The following is a 24887-nucleotide window of genomic DNA, read 5'->3' as shown; positions in this document are numbered from 1 at the left end:
CTGCCATAGCAGTGCTGTCGCCTGTTGGCGACGGTTGGCTGTTGTTGAAGGGATGGATATGGCCAGTACCGACCGCTGGGAGCCAGTCAGCTCGCTCCCAGCACTCGAATTCAACCGGCGTATTGCCGATCCGGACGTGTTTTGCGGAGGCGGAAGCGTCGCCGCGCTGGCGTGCGCCGGCGCGGCGGCGAGTGCTCTGCTCGTCTTTCGGCTGAGCTACCGCCGCAAGTCAAACGCCGATCGCCGGGACGAAATCACCGCTGCGATTGATGCACTGGAATCACTCACCGAGCGTTTCTACGCAGACGCTGACAACGACATTGCGTCGCTTCAGGCGCTGCTCGACGCGCAGCGCGAGTCCAGGCAAACCGCCGACCGCGTTCCCTATTTCGCTGCCCTGCGGCGAGCCGCCCTGACGCCGATCGCAATCGCCGAAGGAGCAATCGCGCTGATCGAGCACGTCATCCCGCATCTGCCGATAGCTACCCGCTTCACGATCAGCGACCTGGGTGCCGCCGCAACAATCGCCGAAGGCGCTGCTCGCGCAGCGCTTCTCACTGCTGAGGTGAACATCGAGCTCCTGCGAGATGATTCAGATTCAGTCGCCGTTGCAGACGAACTTCGCGCCCGCTGGGACTCGGCTCGCCAGCGGGTTTCAGCACTCGTCAGCGATGTCGAGAGAGCAACGCGAGAGGCAGTGCTCGGGCGAGAGCTGGACGGGGGATCGCGATGACTGCACTGTTGCTTGACGGTCGGCCGGTGTCACGTGCGCTACGAGATCGTGCAATTGACGAATTGAGGAGGTTTGAGAACAGCTATCAGGTCACACCTGGCTTGGCGATTCTCCTCGTCGGCGGCGATCCGAGTGCCCGTGCCTACCTGAATGCAATCGTCAAGGCGGCGGCTGGTGTTGGTATCCCTGCGCACGTCGTCGAGCTTGCCAGTTCAGTGAGCCAGAACCAGCTGAATCGCCAAGTGCTTGAGCTCAATCATCGCGACGATGTACATGGCATCCTCGTTCTCCAGCCGTTACCTCCACACTTGTCACGCATCGAGGTTGCTGACCTGCTTGACCCATTGAAGGACATCGATGGAGTGACAACGTTCAATGCTGGACGGTTGTTTCACGACGATCGCAATGTCCTCGCGCCATCAACTCCGGCTGGTGGAATGGCACTCCTCAAGCACTACCAGATCCCACTCATTGGCCGCACGGCGGTCGTGCTCGGTCGTAGTCCGGTCGTTGGGCGTCCAATGGCGTCGATGCTGCTGGCCGAGAACGCAACCGTAACCATTTGCCATTCACGCACACCGAACCCGGAGCGCTACACGCGCGAAGCGGACATCATCATTTGCGCAGTGGGCCGCCCGGGAACGCTGCGAGCGGATATGATCCGTCCGGGGGCCACCGTCGTCGACTTCGGCGTAAATTTCGTGGATGGCAAGATGGTTGGCGATGCCGACGCGACGGGCGTCACAGAGGTTGCCGGTGCCTTAACACCGGTTCCAGGGGGTACGGGACGGGTCACGACCTCGGTTCTCCTTCGCAATACGATTAAGGCGGCTACCCTGCAGTACCAGCGCGCTGCCAAGACTGATGCGGCCGAGGCTGACCATGTAGTAGCGGAAGGTGAATGAACACGATGCTGACTGACATTGAGATCGCGCACCAAGCGACGCTCAAGCCAATCACCGAGATCGCGTCCAAGCTGAACATCCATGAAGACGATCTTGAGCTGTACGGGCGTTACAAGGCCAAGATCGATCTCAAAGCGCTCCAGCGTCCGACTGAACGTCCGCTCGGCAAGTACGTCGTCTGCACAGCCATCACACCGACGCCGCTCGGCGAAGGCAAGACGACGACGACGGTCGGCCTCGGTCAGGCAATGGCGCACGTTGGGGCCAACGCCATCATTGCAATCCGGCAGGCGTCACTGGGCCCGGTCTTTGGAATCAAGGGTGCTGCCGGTGGCGGGCATGCACAGGTCATTCCAATGGAGGATCTGAACCTCCATCTCACTGGCGATTTCCATGCCGTAACAGCCGCTCACAATCTCTGCTCGGCGTTCGTTGAGAACTCGTTATTCCAGGGCAATCCGCTCAACATCGATCCATCGACAATCACGTGGCGGCGTGTGCTCGATGTCAACGATCGTTCACTGCGCGAAATCGTGACCGGACTTGGTGATGGTAATGGCAGCCCCCGTGAGACCGGCTTCGACATTACAGCTGCTTCGGAGATCATGGCGATCTTCGCGCTCGCAACGAGCATCGACGATCTCCGCGACCGCTTCAAGCGCATCATCATCGGCCAGACGAAGGATAAGCAGCCGGTCACTGTCGAGCAGCTCGGCATCGCCGGCGCGATGACCGTACTGATGAAGGACGCGATCAAGCCGAATCTGCTCCAGACGCTGGAGAACACACCGGCGCTGGTCCACGCTGGGCCGTTCGGCAACATCGCTCATGGCAATTCGTCGGTCGTATCCGATCAGATCGGCCTCCGTCTCGCCGACATACTGATTACCGAAGCCGGCTTCGGTGCTGACCTGGGTGCCGAGAAGAACTTCAATATCAAGTGCCGTGTCAGCGGCCTCAAACCGGACGCGGCAGTACTGGTCGCAACGATCCGCGCATTGAAGGCGCATAGCGGTCGGTTCAAGATCATTGCCGGTCGCCCGCTCGATCCCGGACTCAGCAGCGAAAACCTGGACGCACTCCGCGCTGGTATCGGCAATCTCGTCAAGCAGATCGAGAATGTCCGCAGCTACGGCATCCCGGTTGTCGTGGCCATCAACCACTTCCCTGATGACACTGAAGCTGAGATGGAGCTGGTCCGGAAGGTGTCGATGGAAGCTGGTGCATTTGACGTAGCGGTCAGCAAGGTGTTTGCTGAAGGCGGAGCTGGTGGCACGGATCTCGCTCGCGCGACGTTACGGGCAGCTGAACACGGCAGCAACTTCAAGCATCTCTACGAGCTCGACACACCGATCAAGTCCAAGATCGAGACGATCGCGAAGGAGATGTACGGGGCGGGTTCAGTCAGCTACACGCCGGGTGCGGAGCGCGCGATCCGCGCCTACACGAAGATGGGCTACGACAACTTGCCGATTTGTATGGCCAAGACGCACCTGTCGCTCAGCGGTGATCCACAGCTCGTCGGACGTCCCGAAGGCTTCGACCTGTTGATCCGCGAAGTGCGTGCCTCGGCTGGCGCCGGTTTCATCTATCCGATTGCTGGCGAGATGCGGACAATGCCGGGGCTCGGGAAGTCTCCGGCCGGGTTGCGGATTGACATTGACGATGATGGTGAGATCGTAGGGTTGAGTTAGGCACAAGCGAGATTAGGAAACGGGATATGTCTCCCCATACCAGACACCACCACGCAGACACGTCCCAGAAGCACGCGCCTGGCGTGTACCGGGAAGATCCAGCCGACATCAAAACGATCGTTTGGGCGTCGGTTTGGACGCTTCTCGCATTCAAGATCGTCACTTCGATCATCATCCTGATCGCGTTCCCCACAACGGACGCGTTCTGGATGGTGACGGCGCTATCGGCACCGTGGGGTTTTGGGGGGCTGTTCTATTACGGCTTCTTCGGCCGCATTCGCCCCGGAATGGTTCGAATGCGCGCACGCCGAAGGAAACTCATTCACCAGGAGTGGAACGTCGACTGACGTTCGGTTGGTCGATTCCAACGAGAAAGCCCGCCTATATTGGCGGGCTTTCTCGTTTGCTCGTTGTGGCTGGGGAGCAGGGATTCGAACCCCAACTTTGTGATCCAGAGTCACACGTCCTACCGTTAGACGACTCCCCATCGGTAGGCAACAGTCACGAAGTATACGAACGAATGCCCGTAATCGCAACCGAAATCGACACCGCTAGCGCTCTAAACGGCCGACTCCAGTGAGCCGAACGGCGGCCAGGTCACGAAGTTCTTCGCGATCCACGAGCGAGTCTTCCGTCGCCGTGATGAACGTCTGACCACCGCGCACAACGATCCCGAGGAGCGTGTCGCGATGATGCGGGTCGAGTTCAGAGAGGATGTCGTCAAGAAGAAGAATCGGGCGGAATCCGGTGGCAAACTCCGCGTGGGCGAGCTCGGCAATCTTCAGCGCCATCACGGCCAGCCGTTGCTGCCCACGTGAACCAAATCGAGACAGTATTCGGTCGTTCAGCTGCAACAGGACATCGTCCCGGTGTGGCCCGATGAGCGTCGATCCTCGCGCGATATCGGCGGCGCGCCCCTTCGTCAATTGGCGCTCATATTGCACGCCAACCCGTTGCGCAGCATCAATCACGTCGCTCGAATCATCGGCTATTGAGTCCCACCATCCGTCTACTGCATCAAGCGTCGAGGCGTAGGAAAGGCTGAATTGACCTGATAAGGGCGTAAGATTGCCGAATGACTCAGTTGCCATCGTGCCAATCATCCTTAGCGCCCGAACCCGAGCCGCCAGAATGTATGACCCCAAGCCGATAATCTGTTCGTCCCAATAGGAAAACTGATCCGAGGAATCCCCACCTGACGCGGCAACGTCCTTCAGGAGACTGTTTCGCTGCGTCAAAATCCGGGCGTAGCGCGAGAGGTGCGCCAGGTAGCGCCGGTCAGTCTGCGAAAGCATGATGTCAAGGAAGCGTCGCCTCACCGACGGCGAGCCCAGAACCAGATCCAGATCATCCGGCGAAAACGTGACCGTTGGGACTAGCCCGACGACGTCGCCAGCGCGCCGCGACCGATCAGCAACTTTCAGGACCTTCTTCGTTCCCGACCGATGTTCGTAGCGCTGAATGAACACGCCGATTTCAACAACCGTGTCGCTCCGCCACACGGTTGCGTCAACCCGAGCGTACGGGGGCACACCCAGATCTATGCCGCTGGTGTGCGCGATCAGGTCACTATCCAGCGCGCCGCGGCGCGGACGTGTCGTGGACACCAGCTCGATTGCTTCAAGGAGTGAGGACTTACCGGTACCGTTCGCACCAATGATGCGAAGACCGGCGGACGGTACATCAAGACTCAGCGACTCGTAGACCCGAAATTGTTCCAGCTCAAGCTTGCGGAGGATGACTGGTTCGGGACTCGTCACCTGCTGCTGTCGCTAGCTGGCACCAATGACCATCGGCATGATGACATGAACGAATTCTTCAGAATCTGCAGCCTTGATCACACCGGCACTGTTCGGTCCCTGCAGCTCAAACGCCACACGCGCGTCACGCAGGACAGAAAGCACGTCATTCAGGTACCGACCATTGAACGCGATCTGAACTTCCTCGCCCTCAACCTGAGCGTCGATGTCATCGCGGTTATCGCCGGTATCGGCAGCTGTCCCGGTCACAGTGACGCGCCCGACATCGAGCGATTCGTTTGCTGGTTCGATTTCCAGCTTCACGACATCGTTGTTGCTGCGGGCGAAGATCGTTGCCCGCCTGGTCGCATCCAGCAGGTCATCGCGTTGGACGGTCGTGCGCGTGTTCCAGTCCTTCGGAATAATCTGCGAGAGATCCGGGAACGTACCATCAATCAAGCGCGTCGAGATCCAGACATCCTCCAGCGAGACAAGCAGCTGGCTCTGGTTCGGCGTGACGGTGAGGACAACGACATCATCGCCATCGGCGAGAACACGTGAGACTTCCTGAAACGACCGCGCTGGAACAATGATTGACAGATCCTGATCGGCCGGGCGATCGAGGTTCAGCTTCTGGACGGACATGCGGAACCCATCAGCGGCCGCAAGTGAGAGCTTGCTGTCGCGAGCAGTTAGTTGCACGCCAGCAAGCACGGGACGACTGTCGTCGCTCGCAGCGGCAAAGACGACGCGAGAGATCGCGTCGCGGAGGATCGCGGGCTCGACAACAAGAGTCGCCCCACCATCGACGTTTCGCGCAATCACCGGGAAGTCTTCAGGATCGGTGCCGCGGACGTGCGCTTGCGTGGCTCGCTGTCGCACGGTCACTGTCAACGGTCCCTGTTCCTGACTCAGCTCAACAGGCTCATCGTCAAGGCTGGCGACGAACTCGCTCAGCACCCGGGCCTGAACCGTGATTCGCCCCGGCTCAAGAACATCGGCCTCGACCCGGCAGGTGATCGCCAACTCCAGGTTGGTTGCCGAAATCGTCAGCGCCCCGTCAGCAGCTTCAAGCAAGTAGTTCCCGAGCGCCGGCAGCGTGCTCTTAGCGGCGACGGCGCGTCCGGCGACCGACAACGCACGATGGAGACTTCCCTGTGAGCACGTTACCCGCACCAGTCACGCTCCTTGGTGTCCGTACACTTGAATTGGGCCGCATTATAGCACAGCCAGCCGTACTCCCGATCGGTGAATGACCAACCCGGCAGCGGCATTAGCAGGTGTTGACAAGTGGGCACGATATGATTAGAATGCATGTAGAACATCCGTTCTAGCGGACGGCAGTACGAAGACGGAAACGGAGAACAGACGGTGAGCGAGCAGTCCGCATTCGATCCAACCCGCTATCTCACGAAGGTGAGTGGCCGAGATTATCTGGAAGTGAAGTGGCGTCTCGTCTGGATGCGCTCGCAGTATCCAGAGGCACAAGTCGAAACCGAGCTCGTCGAACATCACAACAGCATGGCAGTCTTCCGCGCTCGAGTCACCCTCCCCAGCGGAGCGTCAGCAACAGGCTGGGGCAGCGAAGGCATTGACGACTTCGGCGATTACTTGGAGAAGGCCGAGACGAAGGCGCTCGGTCGAGCATTGGCGGCACTCGGGTTCGGCACACAGTTCTGCTGGGATTTCGAGTTTGGTGCTGAGCAGCAGCGCATTGTTGACGCACCTGTCGCACTCCAGGCGCGGCGCGACGGCCCGCGACCCGCGCAGAATACGCGTCAGGATGCGACTGATCGTCAGATGAAGTATCTGCGTTCGATTGCTCGAGAAGTCGGGCTAACGAGCGATGGAATCGAAGAACGAGCTCAGCAGACGTTCGGCAGCAGCCTCAGCGAGTTGAGTCGACGCGACATGTCGCAGCTCATCGAGCAGATTCAGGCTGAACGCGGCGCCGCAAGCCTGGCGTCCTGATCGTCAGCGACCGGTGGAGAAAGGATCTGATGATGTCGGCAATGCCATCTCTGACGATCGATGTTACTGATCACATCGCATCACTCCGCGAAGAGCTCCAGATGATCGAGACCCGCCTCGAAGAGGGCTATCGCATGATCGATGAAGCTCTGGTGAGCGGTAAGGATGTGTCGCATTGGGAGCGACACTGGCTGAAGCTCCTGAGTGACTACGAGCGGCTGTACGACGCCCTCGTCGCCTGATTCATCTTTGCGAAAGCACCTGCACGAAGGACCTGGCGAAGTGCCGGGTCCTTCGTCTATCCATTCCATCGAATTGCGATCTCACTTCTGCTACGATCCGTCCGCTATGCATTCGATGTGAGTGTCAGGTGGCGGATCAGATGGACGTGGCAACTCCGATTCCCGACTACGACCTGAGCAAGGTTCGTCAGGCGCTGCAGATCCTGAGCGAGTGGACCTATCTCAACACCGGAACTGTCGGCGTGATGGCCGAACCTGTCCTCGCCAGGCACCTGGAGTACGTCGCCGCGTACGAGCGTTTCGGCCACACCGGTCAAGCACGCGCTGTCGAAGGCTACGAGCGTGCGCGTCGCACGCTGGCGAACCTGCTGAATGTTGCGCCGTCTGATCTCGCGTTGAATCGGAACGCCACAGACGGCATCAACTGGATCGCAGCACGCTTCCCATTGCAGTCCGGCGAGGAGGTGCTGACTTCGACAGAAGAGCACCCGGCCATGATATTCCCCTGGCTTGCCGCCTGTGAGCGCGCCGGCGGCAAGCTGCGTTTCGTGCCATTGAGCCCTGACCCGGACGAACTCATCGCCAATATCCGCAGCGGACTTACCGCTAACACACGCGTAGTTGCCATGAGCCAGGTCTCCTGCGAGACCGGCATCCGAGTGCCGGTCGAGCGCATCCGCGAGATCGTCGGACCGGATGTCACGATCCTGATCGACGCCTCGCAGTCAGTCGGACAATTCACGGTTGACATTCCAACGCTGAACGCCGACTTCGTGATTGGCAACGGCCACAAGTGGCTCGCCGGTCCAAAGGGCACCGGGTTCGCCTGGTTCAGCCCCCGATCGCTCGATCTCGTACCGCCCGCCTACTTCGGTGATGGCGCTGTCGCTCCTGCATGGTCTCGCGACCACTACCAGGTTGATCCTCCACCCCGACTTGCATTTGCCGGCGACGCGTCGCGATTTGAGTTCGGCACGCGCGCCTGGCACATCTACGAAGCCTTGGCGGACGCCATCGAGTACCAGGCTGACCTCGGCTGGCAAGCGATCTTCTCCCACGTCGCCGCCATCTCAGCGCAGATGAAGGATGCACTCGCGGAAATACCGGGCGTTCAGGTGATAACGCCGCAGGATTGGCAGGATTCTTCGGGGATCGTGACATTCACTGTCGCCGACCTGGCCGGCGAAGAAGTCAGTCGCGTGCTCTGGGATAACGATCGCATCGCCCAGCGCCGCGTCGAGCGCCCCAGCGCTGTGCGCGTTTCGTGTACCTACTTCACCGACACCGAGGACATCACTCGCCTCGTTGACTCAGTTGACCGGGTAGCCCGCGGTCGGTAAACGGCTGACCGTCATTCCAGAGAATGATGTTATGTCGATCAAGCGTTGTCACTGCCCGCGTTCGCGTCAGAACGGTGACACCGCAGTTGGCGAATCGGAAATTGTTTCTCGTCTTCGCGGGGAGTCCGAGCAACACGGTGGTCAGTATCGCCAGGAGACCGCCGTGGCCAACGATGAGGATGTTGGCATCTGCCACCTCGCTGTAGTCGCGATCGATCCGATCGACGAAACGGGCCGCTCGGTAGCGGAATTGCCGCAGGCTTTCACCCTCTGGTAAGACGTGGCGTCCGCGTTGGACATCCCCATTGATCCAGGCCGCATCGAGACCGTGAGGACGGAGAACGTCGGCTGCGTCTGCATAGGCAACGCCCTGCAATATCCCGTAGTTCATCTCGCGCAGATCGGCATCGAGCGTGACCGGCCGCTCGCCGGCGATGAGTAGCGCTGTACGCGCGGCACGCTGGAGATCGCTCGCGAAGATCGCGTCGAAATCGACATCAGCCAGATGACGGCCAACGCTCTTTGCCTGTGCCTCACCGACCTCGTTCAATGCAATATCGATATGCCCCTGAAACACTCCACCCGCATTTGAAGCGGTTTCACCATGCCGAACGAGCCACAGCTTCATGGTTGTCAATTCACTCCGTTGCGCCACAGTGCGCTTCGCAACAAACAAATGGGGCGACCTGAAGGTCGCCCCACCTATGTACCACGATTTGCGAGATTACTTGGTAACGATCTCGACGCTCGTCAAAATCAGCGGCTCCTGCGGGACCGACATCTCACCTCGGCCACTCGGTCCGACTGGCGTGTTGGCGATCGCGTCCAGCGTATCGAGGCCGTCGATCAGCTCGCCGAAGATGGTGTAGTTCTTCGGCAGCGGGTTGTCCTGATGCATGATGAAGAACTGCGAGCCGTTGGTGTTCGGCCCAGCGTTGGCCATCGCGACCGTTCCGCGAACGTAATCGCGCGTCACCGGCTCATCGGCGAACTTGTATCCCGGTCCACCAGCGCCGGTGCCGGTCGGATCACCCGTCTGGACCATGAACGACTTGATGACACGATGGAATGGAACATCGGAGTAGTAGCCCTGCTCGGCCAGGAACACGAAGTTGTTCACCGTATTCGGAGCTTCGCTCTCCAACAGGTCGATCGTCATGTCGCCCTTGTTCGTGTGCAGAATCGCCTGGTAGTCCTTGCCGGACTCCAACTGCATCGCGGGTGGTGAACTCCACTGCTTCGCCACAGTACCTCCTGGGGTTTCAGTCGAATACGAATAACTGTCGTTTGATGACCCAACCTGCTCCGGCGTTGAAGTAGATTGAACATCAGGTTCAACAACACTGGTTGTGCCACACGCTGCCAACACGATGCACGCGACGAGGGCTATTGCGAGCCGAAGAGCGCGCACGCTACTCACCGATGTCCGCGGTCGCGGTCCGCTGCAATCCCAATTGCGGCGCGATCGTCGAGAGGCCGTCGATGACATGCAGGATATGAGTGTCGAAGTCAATGCCGAGATCCTCGGCGGTCGCTGTCAGCGATTCGCGATGCACGGCTCTGGCGAACGCCTTGTCCTTCATCTTCTTCTTGACTGACTTGGGCGTCACTTCATCGATCGACTTGTTGGGCCGCACAAGAGCAACGGCGGTGACAAAACCGCTCATCTCATCGACGGCAGCCAGCGTCTTCTCCAGGTTCGTCGCCCGCGGCACATCGAGATGATCGGCGTGTGACAGAACGGACTGAACCACAGCCTCGGGAACTCCGCGCTCGCGCAGGATCGGTGCGCCGTCCTGTGGGTGCTGATCGAGCGTCGGGTGGATCTCGAAGTCGAAATCATGAATCAGCCCGACAAATCCCCAATACTCTTCGTCTTCTCCGAAGACGCGCGCGTACTCGCGCATGCACGCCTCAACGCCGAGACAGTGGCGCAGGAGCGGCTCATTCTTGACGTACTCATTGAGCAGCGCCCACGCGTTCTCGCGTGTGATCTCCATTTCAGCCAATGCGTTGCGCTCCTTTATCAGATTCCCTGGAACGGATCCCTGTTTCGCGAACCACCCGTGATACTACACGATCAGCATCGCATCGCCGAAAGAGTAGAAGCGATAACGCTCGCGGACCGCATGCGCATATGCGCGCCGCATCAGGTCCTCACCCATGATCGATGCGACGAGCAGCAGCAGTGTCGTTCTCGGTAGATGGAAGTTTGTAATCATGCGGTCGACAAGCTGGAACTCGTAGCCCGGCGTGATGTACAGACGCGTCGAACCGGAAACGGGTCCCTCGTCCTCCGACGTGAGCACTCGATCAGCAATTGATTCAAGCGTGCGAACCGATGTCGTGCCAACAGCCAGGATCCTCCCGCCATTGGCACGTGCCTCTCGAATCGCGCGAATCGCTTCTGGCTCGACTGCATACACCTCTGCATGCATTGGATGATCACGAACATCCTGCGTCTTGATCGGCTGAAACGTACCGAGGCCCACGTGCAATGTCACACTCGTCATGCGAATACCAGCGGCTTCGCACTGTCGCATGAGCTCTGGGGTGAAATGCATGCCGGCAGTCGGCGCAGCCGCCGAGCCGGTTTCGCGCGCGTAGACGGTCTGGTAGCGCTCCGGGTCGCCGAGGTCTTCGTGGATATACGGCGGAAGTGGCACCCGACCGGCACGATCGATCGCCCGCTCGTCGTCGAAGCGCACGACAACCGCGTCCTCGCTTCGGCCAACGACCTCGATGATGTCAGCGCCCGATTGCCCATCAGGCCCAACAAGACGCAATCGTTCGCCGTCACGCAGGCGACGGGCAGGACGCGCGAGCGATGTCCAGTTCCCATCTGCCGAACGCTGGAGCAGCAGAAACTCAACTCGCCCACCGGTCTCGCGCTGAGCAAACAACCGAGCACGCAGCACGCGTGTGTCGTTCACGACGATCAAATCACCTGGTTGGAGGTATTCCGGCAAGTCATGAAAGACACGATCTGATATTTGCTGTCTCGCGCGATCGACAACGAGCATCCGGGCAGCGTCACGCGGTTCAACGGGATGTTGGGCGATCAGTTCTTCGGGCAAATCGTAGTCGAACCAGTCGATAGGAATTGGCGAGTCGGTCACCGTTCCTCGTCATCTGCTTCAACAACAGTGCTTGCCGGGCTGCGTCAGAGAGCGTCGGAGCCGGCAAGCCCAGATGCAAGTATGCCCGTCGAGTCGCAACCCGACCGCGCGGTGTGCGCTGCAGGAAACCTAACTGAATGAGATACGGCTCGTAGACATCCATAATCGTGTCGGTCTCTTCGCTGGTCGCTGCTGCGAGCGTATCGACACCGACCGGCCCGCCCTCAAACTTCTCGATAATCGCGAGCAGGATGCGACGATCGACATCATCGAGACCGAGAACATCAACATCCAGCAGCGACATTGCATCACTGGCAACATCTTCAGTGATGACACCTGACGCTCGCACCTGCGCGTAATCACGCACGCGCTTCAGCAGTCGATTCGCAACGCGCGGCGTACCGCGCGAGCGCTTGGCAATCTCGCTGGACCCGTTGCCCTCGATCTCAACGTTGAGCAAGCGTGCCGATCGCTCTACGATCTGCGCCATCGCCTCGTCGTCGTAGAAATCGAGCCGGAACACGCCGCCAAATCGGTCACGAAGCGGACTCGTAAGCAGCGCCAGGCGTGTAGTCGCACCAATGAGCGTGAAGCGAGGCAGGTTCAACCGCATTGACCGCGCACCCGGCCCCTTGCCGATCATGATATCGACCGCGAAGTCTTCCATCGCCGGGTAAAGGACTTCTTCAACTGCTCGATTCAGCCGGTGGATCTCATCGATAAACAGGACATCACCAGCCTTGATGTTGGTCAGGATCGACACGAGGTCGCCGGCGCGCTCGATGGCCGGACCAGAGGTGATCTTGATCCCAACACCCATCTCGGCAGCAATGATGTTCGACAATGTTGTCTTGCCGAGGCCCGGAGGGCCGTAAAGGAGCACATGATCCAGCGGCTCGCCGCGAGCGAGCGCTGCTTCAATGAAGATCGACAGCGTGTCTTTGACCCGGTCCTGTCCGATGTATTCGGTCAGTCGACGCGGCCGAAGGCTGGTCTCGATAACGGCGTCTTCGTCTCGATGCTGGCCGGAAATGACGCGGCTGGTCATGCGCCATAGCTCGATTCGCTAGGTACGATGCCTCGGCTTGTAGTATAGCAAAGCGCGAACATACGTTCTATTTCGCGGCGTCAACCAGCATGATTGGAATGCCATCTTCGATGGGATATCGACGACCGCATGAGTCGCAGATCAATTCTTCGCCTTCCAGCCGGACCTTCGTCTTACAGGCCGGGCAGGCCACGATATCGAGCAACTCCTTGCGGATCGGTGTTTCGTCGGTCACGAGGTGTTCGTCCTCTCGTCTGTGTCGCAAGCGATGCAGACCCAATTCCAGAACCGAGCGGCTCACTGACGCGATCGTATCATCGTGGTGTCCGAGGCCCAGTCCGGACAATGCGGCACCCACTGCATTGTCTATCACCGATGGCTCAGTTGTCGCTGCCAGGTCAACCGACATCTTTCGCTGCACAACTGGCTGCGATTCAGCGCACCGAATGTCATCGACCGACGGCAGATCAATTCCGTAGGCTTCCGCAACCACATCGCGATAGCCAGCAGCCATGTGCTCCACGCCATGCGCGCGCGTGACGAACGCTCGAGCTGCTTCACCAACGGCCAGCCGCAGATCGGAGTCGCGATGGAGCAACTCCAGATACTCGGCAACCAGCTCAGCCTCCCACGGTCCAACGTCAACCGGCAGGACCGCGTCGCGCGGGTATTCGGCGTTGGATCGATCGTTCGTGATCAGCACCGGCCGACCAGCGCCAAGCAGGCGGAGCAGGCTCGCCGATGTCTCTCCTGCGCTGGGATAGCGCAGGTTGACGCAGGCATCCGCTGTCCGAGCCAGCAACCGGGCCCCATCATCCGTCACATAGCCCAGTACCGTCACACGATCTTCCACGCCGAACGCGCGAGCCTGCCGCAACAGATCAATTCCCGGCGCCTGCGTTCCAGCCACGATCAGCCGAAACTCAGGAATCCGCTCGCGCAGCATTCGCACAGCACGCAGCACAACCGGCAATCGTTTGTTCGGATTAACATGCGTGATTGATGCGATGACGAACGCAGACTGCGGTATGCCGAGAGCGTCCCGTGCGGCCCGCTGATCCACGAGCGCAGGAAGCGGGATGCCCATTGGAACTATTCGGACCGTCGCCTCCGGCGCAACCGCCAACACCCGTTCCCGCGCAATCTCCGAATGCACAACGATCAGCCGGGACGCGGCAGAGATGTCTTCGATCAGCGGATAGGCGCTCAGGTCAATCTGACGACCGAGCGCCACGTCGTGCGCAACACGATCGCCGTCAGCGCCGTACAAGTCGTGTAGCAGCGTCCGATAGCGCTTTCCGCCGCGCTTGCCGAGCATCATCGACAAGCGACCGTGGTGCAGCACGGTGTCGTGCAGCACCGCGATCCCCGGTTTGGTTAGCGCCTGTTGCATCGCGATCTTGTGGAAGCCGCTATTCCCGATCTGATAGATCGAGGGAGTGTTCGCTGTCCTCCGCGACGACCGAGCATTGGCAACGTCAATGGTCTTCCATGACGGCGACGGCGACGAACCGGACTCTCCAGTTACAAGAATTTTCCAGCGACCGTCGATACCACTGAGCAGATCGTGACTGTACTGAGCGATGCCGGTCGGAAGCGGTGGAAGCGGAGTCACCATGTGGATACACGGCGAACCTTGCTTGGTCACGATGTAAGTGCCTCCACGACGCGGTCCCACGACAAGTCCGCCACACGCTCCGGACCTCGGCTCCCGAGCTGGCGGGCGAGCATCTCGCCGCTCAACGCGGTGATTGATGTGGCGATCTGTTCAGCGTCCGGCAGCGTTACTAGCCCGGTGACGCCGTCCTCGACGAACTCAAGCACGCCGCCTGCGTCCGATGTTGTTATGACTGGCTTTCCAGCAGCCAGAGACTCAACCGTCGTGTAGCCGTAATCCTCATCGATCGGCGCGTAGAAGACTCCACGGCAGGTGTTGTACAGATCAAGCAGCCGCTCATCCGATACACGACCCGCAAACTGCACGCGTTCGTCGACGCCGATGCGTCTGGCGAGAGACTGCAAACGCTCAGCATCAGGACCATCGCCAACGATCACCAGCTGCATGTCATGCGAGTTGCTGTTCATCGCTCTGATCGCGAGATCGACGCGTTTGGCCGCATCGAGTCGAGCGACGCTGAGGATGAATGGATCGTAGCGCTCGGCACTCAGACCGCTGCGAGGAACTGGTGGATAGACCGCTTCAGCATCCATCCCGCAATAACGCTTCAGGCGCTCCGCCACATTCCGGCTGATCGCAAAGCGCGCCTTGCATGATTGAATACCAATCCGGTCGATCTCAACAACTCGCTCGCGGATGTCACGTGATGCTGGATCGGCGCCGAACTCACTGAGCGGCGTACCGAACAGATCGTACGCTTGTCGATGCTGATGAATAAGCCAGAGCGCCTTGTTGGGGTGATCGACTGCCCAGGTCGGATACTTGGTGCAGATCACCAGATCGACGTCGCGACCATTGAACGACCGCAGATCGAGCATCCGCCAGGCGAGAGCGCTCGTCAGCAGCCCTTGCGGTGGATTCCAGTTGAGCGGCAAGCTGACGATGTCGGCGACATGGCCATGCTCGCGCAGCGCCTGCTGCAACCCCTCGACAAGAACCTCCGCGCCGCCACGCACGAATGGCACTTGCGTGTGCAGGATCAGGATGTTCATTCGATCGTGTGCTCGTTGCCGGAGTCGGCCGACTCCAGCATCATCCGACGCAAGCGCTGGTTTTCCAGCTCAAGCTCGTACAGAGCAGCAACGGCAGCATCGTTGAACGCGTTCTGCTGTTCGACAATCGGGTTGATGTACCAGCGCAGTCCGATCCGAAGCGCACGCTGCGCAAGCACAATCAAAGGTCCCACAACTGGCAGCCCCGACGACAGTCCCCAGTGCGCGCTAACGGTCGCGAACCGCTGAGCACGCTCGATCGCTGACGAGGCCGACACGTCTGGAGTAGTGCCCGGCTCAACGCCATGCCGCGCTGCCACCGCGCGGCGAATCGCCTGTACCTGGTCAACCAGTGGCTGTCGAAGCGTCGTCAATCGAACCCTCCGTCACTGCGATGCGTCGCCCAAGTGCGATCTCGTAGCCCTGCTGGACTCGCGCCAGCACATCCGGCCATGCGTACGTCGACCGCGCTAAGTGATAGCCGTTTGTTGCCAGGCGCGCAGCAACGCCGTCGTCATCCATCAATCGGCGAATTGCTACAGCAATGCTTTCAGGGTCGCCAAATGGAACAAGCATGCCGGTCTCGTTGTCGCGAACAAGCTCTGGTACTGCGCCCGCGCGCGCGGCAATGACCGGCTTCTGGTTCAACCACGCTTCTAGGTAGACGATACCAAAGGACTCGGTGCGCGACGGCAACGCAAACGCGTCAATTCCCGCCAGCAAATCTCGGCGAGCGTCAGCATCGATGTAGCCGAGCAGATGAATTCCGTCGCGGTCTTCGGGCGACAGCGAGTCAAACCAGGAAGAGAAGTGTGATAGCGGCGGACCGGCGAGAACCAGATGTACGTTGCGTCCCTCCCGTCGAAGCGCAGCGACCGCCCTCACCAGATCAGGGGTGCCCTTCTCCGGCGACGGCGGCCCGAGCGAGCCGACGACGAACCCATCCAGATCGAGGCTTGTTCGAATCCGCCCGCCGTCCCCGCCTGTCACTTTGTCAGCATCTGCTCCAGCACCAGTCACGACAATCCGCGACTCAGCGACATCGAGCGAGGCAATGAAATCGCGCTCCTGCTCAGTCATCGTGAGCACGGCGTGGGCAGCTCGCAGCACCGCGACCTGATGCGGCATCGTGACATAGCGGCGGGCAACTGGATCGTTATCCCCACCGAGATGCACGAACGGTATTACGATACGCGCAGCTCCACAGCGATCCGCAGCCTGAAACGCCGCAATCGCGAGGCTTTCGAGCCCCAGGTTCGTCGCCAGCACGGCGTCCACCGGGCCGATCTCCATCAACGTTCGCCGCAGATCAGGCATCCACGGTTGTACCCGCGATGCCAGCCTGAACGGTGTAGCCGGAATCGGCAGCCGCGAAACCTCGCCCATCATGCGCCGTGATCCACGAAACAGAATCGAGCTGGCAGGCAGGTGCCTCACGGGCACACGAACCACCTCGACACCATTGATCTGCTCGCGCTGCGGAGCATCGATCGATTTTCGTTGTGGCTCCCAGAAGTATTCCAGGTCAAACGTGTCAGACGTGACCACCGTAACGTCGTGCCCGAGTTGGACTAACCACTCCGAGATGCGCTGGACGACGATCTCTGAGCCGCCGCTGAACGGCGCGTAACGGTGATTGACGTGCAGGAATCGCATGGCTAAGCGCCCGGTGAAGCAGTCGGCGATGCGGGCGATCCGTCCAGCGCGTCGAGACGCGACTTCGCCTGCTGAGCCACGAACGACTGCGCGTCTCGATCGATGGCCTCCTGATACCAGGTTCGCGCCGCGCCCAAGTCGCCGCCCGGTCGCTGCTCGGCAAGCTGGCCGAGGTAGAACGCGGTCGTGGCGTTTGAATCGTCCAGGTCGTTCGCGCGGTTGAGCTGTATCTCGGCGTCAAACCAACGTTCGCCGCGGAGTAATGCGCGGCCAAACGCCAGGCGCAGATCCGCATCATCGGGCCGGGAATTGACAGCCCGCTCGAACCAGGCATACGACTCTTCGACCCGACCGCTGTTTGCCAGCACGTCCGCAAGAATGACGACTGTATCGACATCATCCGGATTCTCAGCGACCTGTGTCTGCAGCTTCTCGACTTCTGCGCCGGGTGTCACCTGAATTGACGGCTCGTCGACGCTCTGCTCACCATTCGAGCCGCCAATCGGCAAAATCGCCGCGAGCGCACCGAGCACCAGCACCGCGACAATCAGGATCGCAATCACAATGAAACCAACACTTTGCGTCTGGCGACTGCTCGATCTCTTCGTCATTGCGTCATCCGCTGTCGAATCGCGTGTGAGCGTGCACGGCACGCGTCCTCTACGTCGATGAGGCCCTCGGCAGCCTCAACACCGTCGACAACCAGCACAGGAATCCGAAACACGTACATATCTTCCAGAGCGCGGTCGCCAAGGATGTTCACGACTTCCAAGTTCCGACTTCCAAACACCGAACTTACGGCGCGTTCTGCCTTCCGACAGAGCTCACAATCCGGCTTGCCATACAGGACAACTTCAATTTGGCGACCAGCTCGAACGGAAGCAATACGACGTCTCAACTCAGAACCTCAAACTCGGCGGCGACTGCATTGAGCAGTCCGAATTTCGTTGATTCACTTTCAAGTCAGATGATATACTCTCGACCGGTTACGCAATGGCCTTGCCGAAGTGGCGGAACCGGCAGACGCGCTACGTTCAGGGCGTAGTGCCCGTAAGGGCGTGGGAGTTCAAATCTCCCCTTCGGCACCACCGACCGCGATCCGTGCAAACGGATCGCGCCTTACTAACTGAACGATACCGGACGGACGGTCGCTGGCATTGCCAGAGGAAAGTCCGAGCTGCACAGAGCGAGGGTGCCCGGTGAAAGCCGGGGAAACGCATGTCGGTGTGCGTTGACAGTCCAGATCGGCACGTTGGATCCGTCTGACGTGAGAGCAACAGTGACCAATGCGTGCGCGTTTGCCGCGCACGAGTGAAAAGGGCAATCCTCCCCGCAGCAATCTCCGATTGGGCCGACTGCAGGTTGCTCGCCAAGGCCCGAGGACGAGAGCAGGCGCAAAACGCGCCCAGCCATATCGGCTGAGATAGATGACCGTCAGAAACAGAACTCGGCTTACGGTCCGGTATCCTCAGTCTCCATCGCTATGGTGCCTCTAGCTCAATAGGCAGAGCACTGGTCTGTGGAACCAGTGGTTACGGGTTCGAGCCCCGTGGGGCACCCCCACTTTGCGCCGATCAGGTCTGACTTGATCGGCGCTTTTGCACCTTCAGATTGTGTTTATGTCAGCCGTGGTCAACAACGACCGCAACGGTACCGCCTTCCGGTGGTCCCTGATGTACCGCAGCGGACGAAATGTAGATGGCGGTATGTCCGAGGCGTCCCGCAAACGCACCGCCGACTGCCGCCTTCAGTTCGCTACCATAGCGCGTGTTGCGCTCGTCTTGAGTCTGGCGCAGCCCGCGCAACGTGCCGTTCGGCTGACTAATCTTGAGATAGACCGCGACAACTCGCTCCCTGATTGCTGGCGTGACACCATCGGGACCGAGCTGCAACCCAGCATCGATTAACGCCCTGTCAAGAGCGACGACATCGAGCATGTCCTCCATAACGCTCGTCCCGACTCGCAGCGTCCCGCCGGCCCGTGGGGAGTTCGCCAGCAACAGTACCTGCGTCGTGGGTTGCTCGTGACCAATCGAGCAGGATCCTCTACCCGTCCAGATCGACATGTCACGACCAATCTGCCCTGCGTCCGGCAGCGTCAGGTCGCCGAGAGCGACACCGATGCCGAGCGCCGTTCCGCCGCTGATATGCGGTAACAGCATCGCACGGCGCTCGCCGGTGATGCCTGCAGCGTCGAGTTGCTCAGCTGACGGAATCGGACTCTTGGCCAGGACGAACGCCACTTCGTCGCGCGAGACGTCAGCATCTGCCATCGCCTGCCCGACTGCGGCAGCACACTCCTCACTCAGGCGAGTTTGCCCGATCCAGCTCGCCTCGACCGGAGGGGTGAAACCGATACCGACGGCGAGTCGCGGCTCGCCGCTTATTGGTTCGTCCCACGGCACGCGGCTGTAGACGACGATGTGCGGCGTCATGATGCCAACGCCTCCGCTGGAGTAAATCATCGGAATGCGCGCAACTTGATCGGCGTCAGCCCCTGCATCGACAAGGAAAGAACGCACAGCCGTATCAGCTGCCTTGCGCGTCTCTTCGCCCGGCCAGTTCCCTTCGACCTTACCGGTCACGCCAACGACTGTTCGCGGATCGAGCTCTCCTTCAGCCACCAGCCGGGCAAGTCCGGTCGTGTCTGACTCATGACCAAGCGGCACGCCAAACGCTCTAACGGCAGTCAGGGCGGTCATCGTTGCTCTTTCGTTGAAGCGGGCCACGTTGCCCGCTCGTGTCGCACATAGAGTGGCAGAGCAGTATCGCATAGGGTCCGCGTCTTCGAATCCACTGCACTCCGCCGAGGTCGAGCATGTACAATCATGGTCGGGTTCACGCCCTCGTAGCTCAACGGATAGAGCACTGGTCTTCGGAACCAGGGGTTGGGGGTTCGAGTCCCTCCGAGGGTACTTCTCACATAGCCGCATGCATTCCCGGTTCATCGCTTACATCATGCGATAATGCCCGCGTGCAATTCGTCTGATGCGGGGGTGGACTATGCGTGCGGTTGTGCTGTCGATTGGCTCAGAGCTCATCCAGGGCTTCCTCACCGACACCAACGCAACATTCCTCGCCCAGGAGCTCAGTGCACTAGGCATCGAGCTCGTCGGTGTGTCACAGGTTGGCGACTCGCTCGATCGACTCATTGTGACCCTGAATCGAGCGTTGTCCGACGCGGACCTCGTCATCACAACTGGCGGCATCGGCCCGACCGATGATGACCTGACTCGCGAAGCGGTGTCGGCGGTTCAAGGCGAACAGGTCGAAGTCGACCCGGAAGCTGCCGCACGCGTCCGCGAATTTTTCTCAATGCGCAGCGTGCCAATGCCCGAGCAAAACATCAAGCAGGCCTGGCGTATCCCGTCGGCAGAGTTGCTTCTGAACCCGATGGGTACCGCGCCCGGCTGGTACGTGCGTCGTCACGATCAGATCATCGTCTCGATGCCGGGAGTGCCGCGCGAGATGTACCGCATGTGGCGCGAGCAGGCCTTGCCCCGCATCATCGACCGACTGGAACAATCGGCGATCGTCGCCCGGACACTGAAGACGATCGGCATTGGGGAGTCGGCGGTCGAGCAGCGCATCATCGATCTTGTTCGCCGCGGCTACCCAACCGTGGCGACCTATGCGAAGGACGATGGCGTTCACATTCGCATTACCGCGATGGCAGCAGAACGAGCTGAGGCCGAACAGGCAGTTGCCGGCACCATTGACGCCATCCGTGATGAGTTGGCCGAGCACGTGTACGGCGAGCTCACTGATGAATTGGCGGACGCGCTACTGCGACCGATCCAGATGTCGGGAGCAAAGGTCGCGATCTGGGAGGCCGGAAACGCCGGCAGGCTAACGAACCTGATCGACGAATCAATCGTGGCAGACGAAGCTGTCTCCGGTGCGCGAACGACCAGCTTCGCTGTGGTCGCCTACCCTGCTGACAATCCGGACGCCGAAGAAACGGCAATCCGTTGCGCCACGCTGGCCGCGACAGAGGACTCCGTTGAATATGGCGTGTCGGTTGCCGTGTATCTGGAGCCGGGTGACACCGACGATCGAGCGCACGGACAGATCGGTATTGCGCTCGTTCATCCCGCAGGCGTCGCACACCGCCGACACGAAATCACTGCGCCGCCACATGAGGTTCGTCGCCGTGCGACGATGTGGGCGGCAGACTTTCTCTGGTCAACGCTGCGGGAGACCACACGTCACCATCCGGGCTGATGCGCTGCCAACTGGTCTTCCAGCCGAGCGTGCCGAATCGTCGCACTCGCCAGAGGAGCCCAATAGGGTATCCAGCCATCTTCGCCAGATCACCGAGGCCACGCAGAGCAACCACTAGCGGCAGCGTCGCGAACGTCTCGCTGATTGCAACGTGTCGCTTGTGATCTCGTGCAAAGAGGCGTCTGACCGGAGCACGCATGTACAAACTTGCGAGGATGCCGACGATAAGCAATTCAAGCGGACGCCGCCGGAGCAGCACTGCCCCCGCCCCGAGATAGGTCATGTACCGCGCAGCATGGCGTTTGGCAAAAAGTCCGGCTTTACCGTCTCCTCGCGCATAGCGCAGGTATTGAACTGCAAACGCTTTGGACGACGACCGCCCTGAAAATTCCACGGTCGCGTCAGGCACGAACTGAAATCGGGCACCGGCCCGTCGCAACGAGAAGTCCCAGACGAGGTCTTCACAGTAGTCAAGCCACTCAGGGTATCGAATGCCTGCCTGCCACCAACTGGTTCGAAACGCGACTGAGCGGCTCGAAGGCTGGAAGCGATCGGCGTCGACCTCGTTAACATCTGGCAACGTGGTCGCCGCCAGCGCCCGGTCCCAACGTGATTCCAGCGTCGGATAAAAGAAGCCGCTCGCTACGTCATAGCCGTCTTCCAGTGCGTCAATCAGGCGAGCGAGCCAGCCCTGGTCGGCCCGCGTTCCGGCGTCCGTGACGGCTATGGCCTCGCAGGTTGCGAGCGATATCGCCAGGTTACGACCAGCCGATATGCCAGCACCTGGAAGTTGGCGCAGCGTGACCTGCCGCGCGGCCGCCCACTCCTGCAACGCTTCCCACGTCCCATCGGTCGAACCGCCATCGACAATGATGATTTCGTCCGGTTGACGCTGGCTCTTCAAGACCGGCGAGCCAGGTCGTAAGGCGGGCCTGCTCGTTCAGTACCGTTGCGACGAGCGCCACCCTCATAGAGAAAAACTGCGCTGTCGCTCAAACGCTTCGAGGATTGCTGTCTGACGACGCAGCATGTCATCGCGCTCTTCCGGAATGGCGTCATCGTAGCCAATCACGTGCAAGACACCATGCAGAAAGAGGAACGCAACTTCTCGGTCAGTCGAGTGACCGTAGATGGCCGCGTTACTGGCGGCCGTTGTCATCGAGACAACGATATCGCCCAGGTGGCCTTCCCGTTCGCGCAGGTCGTCTCCCGATGGAAATGAGATGACATCTGTCGGCGTTGGGTCGGCGAAGAATTGATCGTGAATGGCGGCAATGCGCTCGTCATCCGTGAGTCGCAATGCGAGACTCCACGAACCGCGCGGGAGTCGAGACTCAAGGTCGCTCATGGACTCTACGAGGTCGGACAGTATGCACTCGTCCAGGGTCGTTGTGACGCCATCGTCGACCAACAAATCCAGATTGATGCCCGGGTCAGCCACCGGCAGGACTCGGCGCAGGGGTCGTCGGCGTGGTGGATGGCGCGGCAGCAGCTGGATACTCGACTCGCGGATGATAGACGCCTTCGAGCATCTGGATGAATGTGCGTCGAATCTGATCAATCTCCTTCAGTGTCAGATCGCACTCGTCCAGCTGACCATCTTCAACACGATCCCTGATGATCTTGGTCACGATGCTTTCGAGCGTGTCCTTACCCTCGACCGCCTTGTCCTTTGGTCGCACCAGACGTCCGCTGCCGGCAGCTGACCGAACACTGGCCTCGACCGAGTCGGCGAGCATGATGACACCGGCTTCCTTGGTCTGTGGCTTCGGGCCGGGGTAGCGGAATTCGTCTTCGGTGACATCTGCACCCGAATCGACGGCCCGCTGATAAAAGTAGCGAACGAGCGAAGTGCCGTGATGTTGCTCGATGATTGAAACGATGGCCGATGGGATGCGCGCCTTTTTGGCCAGTCGTACGCCGTCGCTCACGTGATCCAGGATTATGCGTGCGCTTGTGCGAGGGTCAAGCAAGTCGTGGGGATTGTCGATGTGGCCCTGATTCTCGATAAAGAATGTCGGGCGAACCAGCTTGCCGACATCGTGGTACAAGACCGCCACCCTCGCGAACAACGGATCGCCGCCAACAGCTTCGACCGCGCTCTCGGCCAGATTGCTCACGACAATCGAGTGATGGTAGGTGCCGGGCGCTTCGCGAGCAAGACGGTACAACAGCGGCTGATTCGGATGCGCCAGCTCCATCAGTTGCAAGTGCGTCGTAATGCCGAGGGCTGAACCAATGAGACTGAACGACAGGAACGTCAACGACGCCGCCAGCGCACCTGCGAGCGCCGTCTCGATCAACCGCTCACCGACCAGACCCCAACTCAGTGATGTTGAAATCGCGTTGAACGACAGCGCCGTCACGAACATGGTCAGCGCGACGGCAGCTCCGGCCCACACAAATCGAATCGTGCGCTCAGCGTTCCAGGCAACGATCGCTCCTGCCATAGACGCCAGCGTGTACATCACAACGATCTCAAACGACATGTTTGAGATCACGGCGATGTACAGCGAGAGCAATGTGCCGATCGTCATTGCGATTTGATAATCGAGCAACACCGCCAGGAGCATCGCCGAGGCCGCTACAGGGAACAGGTACTGAATGTCGGAATGTGGAAGGACAAGGCGGGCAACGACAATCGGCCCCAGCATGACCACCGACAACAACAGGAGCCGTCGTCCGCGCCACAGGTTCGGCTGGAAGCGAATGAGATAGGCCACGGTAAAGATGGACAGGATGGCCATGATCCCCGAGCGCCCGAGCCGCGTCGCGACATCGACATCCGGATTCATCAGGCCGAGCTGCTCGAGCTTCTCAACATCGTAGGCCGTGACAATATCGCCGTCGCGAACAATCGCCTGGCCGGCGAGCACATTCACCGTCACTGGCTCAACCGCGTCCGCTGCCGCCTGACGATTCGCCAGTGTGCTCTCGTCGTCGATATGCACGTTGGCACGTATGAATGGTCGTGCAATCGCGAGGACGAGCGACTGCTCTTCCGACGACAGTTGCGGTGACAGGCGATCGGGCAGGTTGTCTTTGCGGCCGCGCACGTCGTCCTGTTTGATCGGGTCGGCCAGCGTCGCTCCAACAAGACGCTGAGATTCGGACCGGACACGTTCCCAACTCGCAGTCGAGAGCGCCAGGATCCGCATTGCATCTGCCGACGTCAGGTCTTCGAGTGCAGCCTGAAGTTCGGCAGCAGCTTCGTCGCGTGAAATATCGCGTTTGACGCGCAGATCATCTGCAGCGTCCGTGAACTGCCGCAGCGCGTTCAACTGCTCGATGCGAACGTTCTCGTCGTGCACGGTCACGACATTGCGCGAGTCGTCGTAGGCTTCCTGCCGACGCTCGGCTGTTCGGAGATCGCTGGTGAACGTAATCGTCTCGGGCGACTTGATGGTGCGGTCGGCGATGTTGCCGGACTGAATGGCAGACTCACGCTGCTGCCAGTCAACGGCAACGCTGACGACCGAGAGGACCAGCAACGACAGCGCAAAAAGCGAGATTCGTGCCAAATCTCGCCATGCGAAACGAGGGTTT

24 protein-coding genes, 4 tRNA genes and 1 other RNA gene are annotated in these 24887 nt (G+C 60.2%); 12 read left to right on the top strand and 17 right to left on the bottom strand.

Annotation, left to right across the window (positions count from 1 at the left end; all coding sequences use genetic code 11):
* The first annotated feature begins 58 nt into the window (after positions 1–58).
* The 4 genes from M9890_01110 to M9890_01095 all read left to right on the top strand — a co-directional run bounded on the left by M9890_01110 (position 59) and on the right by M9890_01095 (position 3679).
* On the top strand, positions 59–733 hold the full coding sequence (locus tag M9890_01110) for a cyclodeaminase/cyclohydrolase family protein (GenBank protein MCO5175562.1): 675 nt from the start codon (positions 59–61) through the stop codon (positions 731–733).
* Complete coding sequence (locus tag M9890_01105) at positions 730–1638, top strand: bifunctional 5,10-methylenetetrahydrofolate dehydrogenase/5,10-methenyltetrahydrofolate cyclohydrolase (protein MCO5175561.1); 909 nt, start codon at positions 730–732, stop codon at positions 1636–1638. Before M9890_01110 ends, M9890_01105 begins: the two co-directional genes overlap by 4 nt.
* Before the next feature lie 5 nt (positions 1639–1643).
* On the top strand, positions 1644–3332 hold the full coding sequence (locus tag M9890_01100) for a formate--tetrahydrofolate ligase (protein ID MCO5175560.1): 1689 nt from the start codon (positions 1644–1646) through the stop codon (positions 3330–3332).
* Between the two features lie 83 nt (positions 3333–3415).
* A complete protein-coding gene (locus tag M9890_01095) occupies positions 3416–3679 on the top strand; it encodes a hypothetical protein (GenBank protein MCO5175559.1) in 264 nt (87 codons plus the stop codon).
* A 66-nt stretch (positions 3680–3745) separates the two neighbouring features.
* Here the strand turns inward: M9890_01095 and M9890_01090 are convergent.
* The 3 genes from M9890_01090 to dnaN form a co-directional block, all read right to left on the bottom strand.
* Positions 3746–3819, bottom strand: a tRNA-Gln gene (locus M9890_01090).
* 64 nt (positions 3820–3883) lie between these two features.
* Positions 3884–5092, bottom strand: a complete 1209-nt coding sequence (locus tag M9890_01085) for a DNA replication/repair protein RecF (protein ID MCO5175558.1) — start codon at positions 5090–5092, stop codon at positions 3884–3886.
* Between the two features lie 12 nt (positions 5093–5104).
* Positions 5105–6247, bottom strand: a complete 1143-nt coding sequence (dnaN, locus tag M9890_01080) for a DNA polymerase III subunit beta (protein MCO5175557.1) — start codon at positions 6245–6247, stop codon at positions 5105–5107.
* A gap of 195 nt (positions 6248–6442) precedes the next feature.
* Between dnaN and M9890_01075 the strand changes: the two genes are divergently transcribed.
* The 3 genes from M9890_01075 (at position 6443) to M9890_01065 (ending at position 8624) form a co-directional block, all read left to right on the top strand.
* Positions 6443–7042, top strand: coding sequence for a hypothetical protein (locus tag M9890_01075; GenBank protein MCO5175556.1), 600 nt, complete (start codon positions 6443–6445; stop codon positions 7040–7042).
* Between the two features lie 32 nt (positions 7043–7074).
* Positions 7075–7284: a hypothetical protein gene (locus M9890_01070; GenBank protein ID MCO5175555.1), complete on the top strand. Its 210-nt coding sequence runs from the start codon at positions 7075–7077 to the stop codon at positions 7282–7284.
* Positions 7285–7424: 140 nt separating this feature from the next.
* Positions 7425–8624 (top strand): aminotransferase class V-fold PLP-dependent enzyme, encoded by a 1200-nt coding sequence (locus tag M9890_01065; GenBank protein ID MCO5175554.1) that lies wholly within the window; start codon positions 7425–7427, stop codon positions 8622–8624.
* On the opposite strand, the gene M9890_01060 is transcribed toward M9890_01065, so the two are convergent.
* The 10 genes from M9890_01060 to M9890_01015 all read right to left on the bottom strand — a co-directional run bounded on the left by M9890_01060 (position 8578) and on the right by M9890_01015 (position 17728).
* Complete coding sequence (locus M9890_01060; protein ID MCO5175553.1) at positions 8578–9252, bottom strand: histidine phosphatase family protein; 675 nt, start codon at positions 9250–9252, stop codon at positions 8578–8580. The two genes, M9890_01065 and M9890_01060, sit on opposite strands and share 47 nt — an antisense overlap.
* 96 nt (positions 9253–9348) lie before the next feature.
* Positions 9349–9783 carry a peptidylprolyl isomerase gene (locus M9890_01055; protein MCO5175552.1) on the bottom strand — a complete coding sequence of 145 codons (435 nt, stop codon included), beginning with the start codon at positions 9781–9783 and terminating at the stop codon, positions 9349–9351.
* A gap of 253 nt (positions 9784–10036) precedes the next feature.
* Positions 10037–10624 (bottom strand): HDIG domain-containing protein, encoded by a 588-nt coding sequence (locus M9890_01050; GenBank protein ID MCO5175551.1) that lies wholly within the window; start codon positions 10622–10624, stop codon positions 10037–10039.
* Positions 10625–10696: 72 nt separating this feature from the next.
* Positions 10697–11743 carry a tRNA preQ1(34) S-adenosylmethionine ribosyltransferase-isomerase QueA gene (gene queA / locus M9890_01045; GenBank protein MCO5175550.1) on the bottom strand — a complete coding sequence of 349 codons (1047 nt, stop codon included), beginning with the start codon at positions 11741–11743 and terminating at the stop codon, positions 10697–10699.
* A complete protein-coding gene (gene ruvB, locus M9890_01040; protein ID MCO5175549.1) occupies positions 11667–12791 on the bottom strand; it encodes a Holliday junction branch migration DNA helicase RuvB in 1125 nt (374 codons plus the stop codon). The genes queA and ruvB overlap by 77 nt, the downstream gene beginning before the upstream one ends.
* A gap of 67 nt (positions 12792–12858) precedes the next feature.
* A complete protein-coding gene (locus M9890_01035) occupies positions 12859–14439 on the bottom strand; it encodes a glycosyltransferase (GenBank protein ID MCO5175548.1) in 1581 nt (526 codons plus the stop codon).
* Positions 14436–15461: a glycosyltransferase family 4 protein gene (locus M9890_01030; GenBank protein ID MCO5175547.1), complete on the bottom strand. Its 1026-nt coding sequence runs from the start codon at positions 15459–15461 to the stop codon at positions 14436–14438. The genes M9890_01035 and M9890_01030 overlap by 4 nt, the downstream gene beginning before the upstream one ends.
* Entirely contained in the window at positions 15458–15835 is a 378-nt protein-coding gene (locus M9890_01025; protein MCO5175546.1) for a hypothetical protein, read from the bottom strand. Before M9890_01025 ends, M9890_01030 begins: the two co-directional genes overlap by 4 nt.
* A complete protein-coding gene (locus M9890_01020; protein ID MCO5175545.1) occupies positions 15807–17117 on the bottom strand; it encodes a glycosyltransferase family 4 protein in 1311 nt (436 codons plus the stop codon). Before M9890_01020 ends, M9890_01025 begins: the two co-directional genes overlap by 29 nt.
* Before the next feature lie 2 nt (positions 17118–17119).
* Positions 17120–17728 (bottom strand): tetratricopeptide repeat protein, encoded by a 609-nt coding sequence (locus M9890_01015; protein ID MCO5175544.1) that lies wholly within the window; start codon positions 17726–17728, stop codon positions 17120–17122.
* Between the two features lie 390 nt (positions 17729–18118).
* On the opposite strand from M9890_01015, the gene M9890_01010 reads away from it, so the two are divergent.
* The 3 genes from M9890_01010 to M9890_01000 all read left to right on the top strand — a co-directional run bounded on the left by M9890_01010 (position 18119) and on the right by M9890_01000 (position 18680).
* Positions 18119–18205 (top strand) — tRNA-Leu (locus M9890_01010).
* 44 nt (positions 18206–18249) lie between these two features.
* Positions 18250–18588, top strand: an RNA gene (gene rnpB, locus M9890_01005) — RNase P RNA component class A.
* A gap of 14 nt (positions 18589–18602) precedes the next feature.
* A tRNA-His gene (locus M9890_01000) sits at positions 18603–18680 on the top strand.
* 59 nt (positions 18681–18739) lie between these two features.
* On the opposite strand, the gene M9890_00995 is transcribed toward M9890_01000, so the two are convergent.
* A complete protein-coding gene (locus tag M9890_00995) occupies positions 18740–19819 on the bottom strand; it encodes a ring-opening amidohydrolase (GenBank protein MCO5175543.1) in 1080 nt (359 codons plus the stop codon).
* Positions 19820–19959: 140 nt separating this feature from the next.
* Between M9890_00995 and M9890_00990 the strand changes: the two genes are divergently transcribed.
* Together M9890_00990 and M9890_00985 are read left to right on the top strand one after the other, a co-directional pair.
* Positions 19960–20032: transfer RNA gene (locus M9890_00990), tRNA-Arg, on the top strand.
* Positions 20033–20105: 73 nt separating this feature from the next.
* Positions 20106–21341, top strand: a complete 1236-nt coding sequence (locus M9890_00985) for a molybdopterin-binding protein (protein MCO5175542.1) — start codon at positions 20106–20108, stop codon at positions 21339–21341.
* On the opposite strand, the gene M9890_00980 is transcribed toward M9890_00985, so the two are convergent.
* From M9890_00980 to M9890_00970, 3 genes are all read right to left on the bottom strand, one after another.
* The gene (locus M9890_00980; GenBank protein MCO5175541.1) at positions 21241–22245 is read right to left on the bottom strand and encodes a glycosyltransferase; all 1005 of its coding nucleotides are present in this window, start codon (positions 22243–22245) and stop codon (positions 21241–21243) included. The genes M9890_00985 and M9890_00980 overlap by 101 nt on opposite strands.
* Before the next feature lie 63 nt (positions 22246–22308).
* Entirely contained in the window at positions 22309–22689 is a 381-nt protein-coding gene (gene ybeY / locus M9890_00975; GenBank protein MCO5175540.1) for an rRNA maturation RNase YbeY, read from the bottom strand.
* Between the two features lie 85 nt (positions 22690–22774).
* The gene (locus M9890_00970) at positions 22775–24862 is read right to left on the bottom strand and encodes an HDIG domain-containing protein (GenBank protein MCO5175539.1); all 2088 of its coding nucleotides are present in this window, start codon (positions 24860–24862) and stop codon (positions 22775–22777) included.
* Between the last annotated feature and the right edge of the window lie 25 nt (positions 24863–24887).

The organism is Thermomicrobiales bacterium (genome assembly GCA_023954495.1).
Classification (GTDB): Bacteria; Chloroflexota; Chloroflexia; order Thermomicrobiales; family CFX8; genus JAMLIA01.
Note: the sequence above shows the minus strand (reverse complement) of the source record. Positions and strands in the feature narration are given on the sequence as shown.

Excerpts from the sequence above, each read along its gene's own strand:
- ruvB (MCO5175549.1), bottom strand. The coding sequence starts at position 12,791 with ATGACCAGCCGCGTCATTTCCGGCCAGCATCGAGACGAAGACGCCGTT.
- M9890_01030 (MCO5175547.1), bottom strand. The coding sequence starts at position 15,461 with ATGAACATCCTGATCCTGCACACGCAAGTGCCATTCGTGCGTGGCGGC.
- M9890_01065 (MCO5175554.1), top strand. The coding sequence starts at position 7,425 with ATGGACGTGGCAACTCCGATTCCCGACTACGACCTGAGCAAGGTTCGT.
- M9890_01055 (MCO5175552.1), bottom strand. The coding sequence starts at position 9,783 with ATGACGATCGACCTGTTGGAGAGCGAAGCTCCGAATACGGTGAACAAC.
- M9890_01020 (MCO5175545.1), bottom strand. The coding sequence starts at position 17,117 with ATGCGATTCCTGCACGTCAATCACCGTTACGCGCCGTTCAGCGGCGGC.
- M9890_01110 (MCO5175562.1), top strand. The coding sequence starts at position 59 with ATGGCCAGTACCGACCGCTGGGAGCCAGTCAGCTCGCTCCCAGCACTC.
- M9890_01105 (MCO5175561.1), top strand. The coding sequence starts at position 730 with ATGACTGCACTGTTGCTTGACGGTCGGCCGGTGTCACGTGCGCTACGA.
- M9890_01015 (MCO5175544.1), bottom strand. The coding sequence starts at position 17,728 with ATGACGAAGAGATCGAGCAGTCGCCAGACGCAAAGTGTTGGTTTCATT.
- M9890_00985 (MCO5175542.1), top strand. The coding sequence starts at position 20,106 with ATGCGGGGGTGGACTATGCGTGCGGTTGTGCTGTCGATTGGCTCAGAG.
- M9890_01100 (MCO5175560.1), top strand. The coding sequence starts at position 1,644 with ATGCTGACTGACATTGAGATCGCGCACCAAGCGACGCTCAAGCCAATC.
- M9890_01060 (MCO5175553.1), bottom strand. The coding sequence starts at position 9,252 with ATGAAGCTGTGGCTCGTTCGGCATGGTGAAACCGCTTCAAATGCGGGT.
- M9890_01070 (MCO5175555.1), top strand. The coding sequence starts at position 7,075 with ATGTCGGCAATGCCATCTCTGACGATCGATGTTACTGATCACATCGCA.
- ybeY (MCO5175540.1), bottom strand. The coding sequence starts at position 22,689 with ATGAGCGACCTTGAGTCTCGACTCCCGCGCGGTTCGTGGAGTCTCGCA.
- M9890_00995 (MCO5175543.1), bottom strand. The coding sequence starts at position 19,819 with ATGACCGCCCTGACTGCCGTTAGAGCGTTTGGCGTGCCGCTTGGTCAT.
- M9890_01050 (MCO5175551.1), bottom strand. The coding sequence starts at position 10,624 with ATGGAGATCACACGCGAGAACGCGTGGGCGCTGCTCAATGAGTACGTC.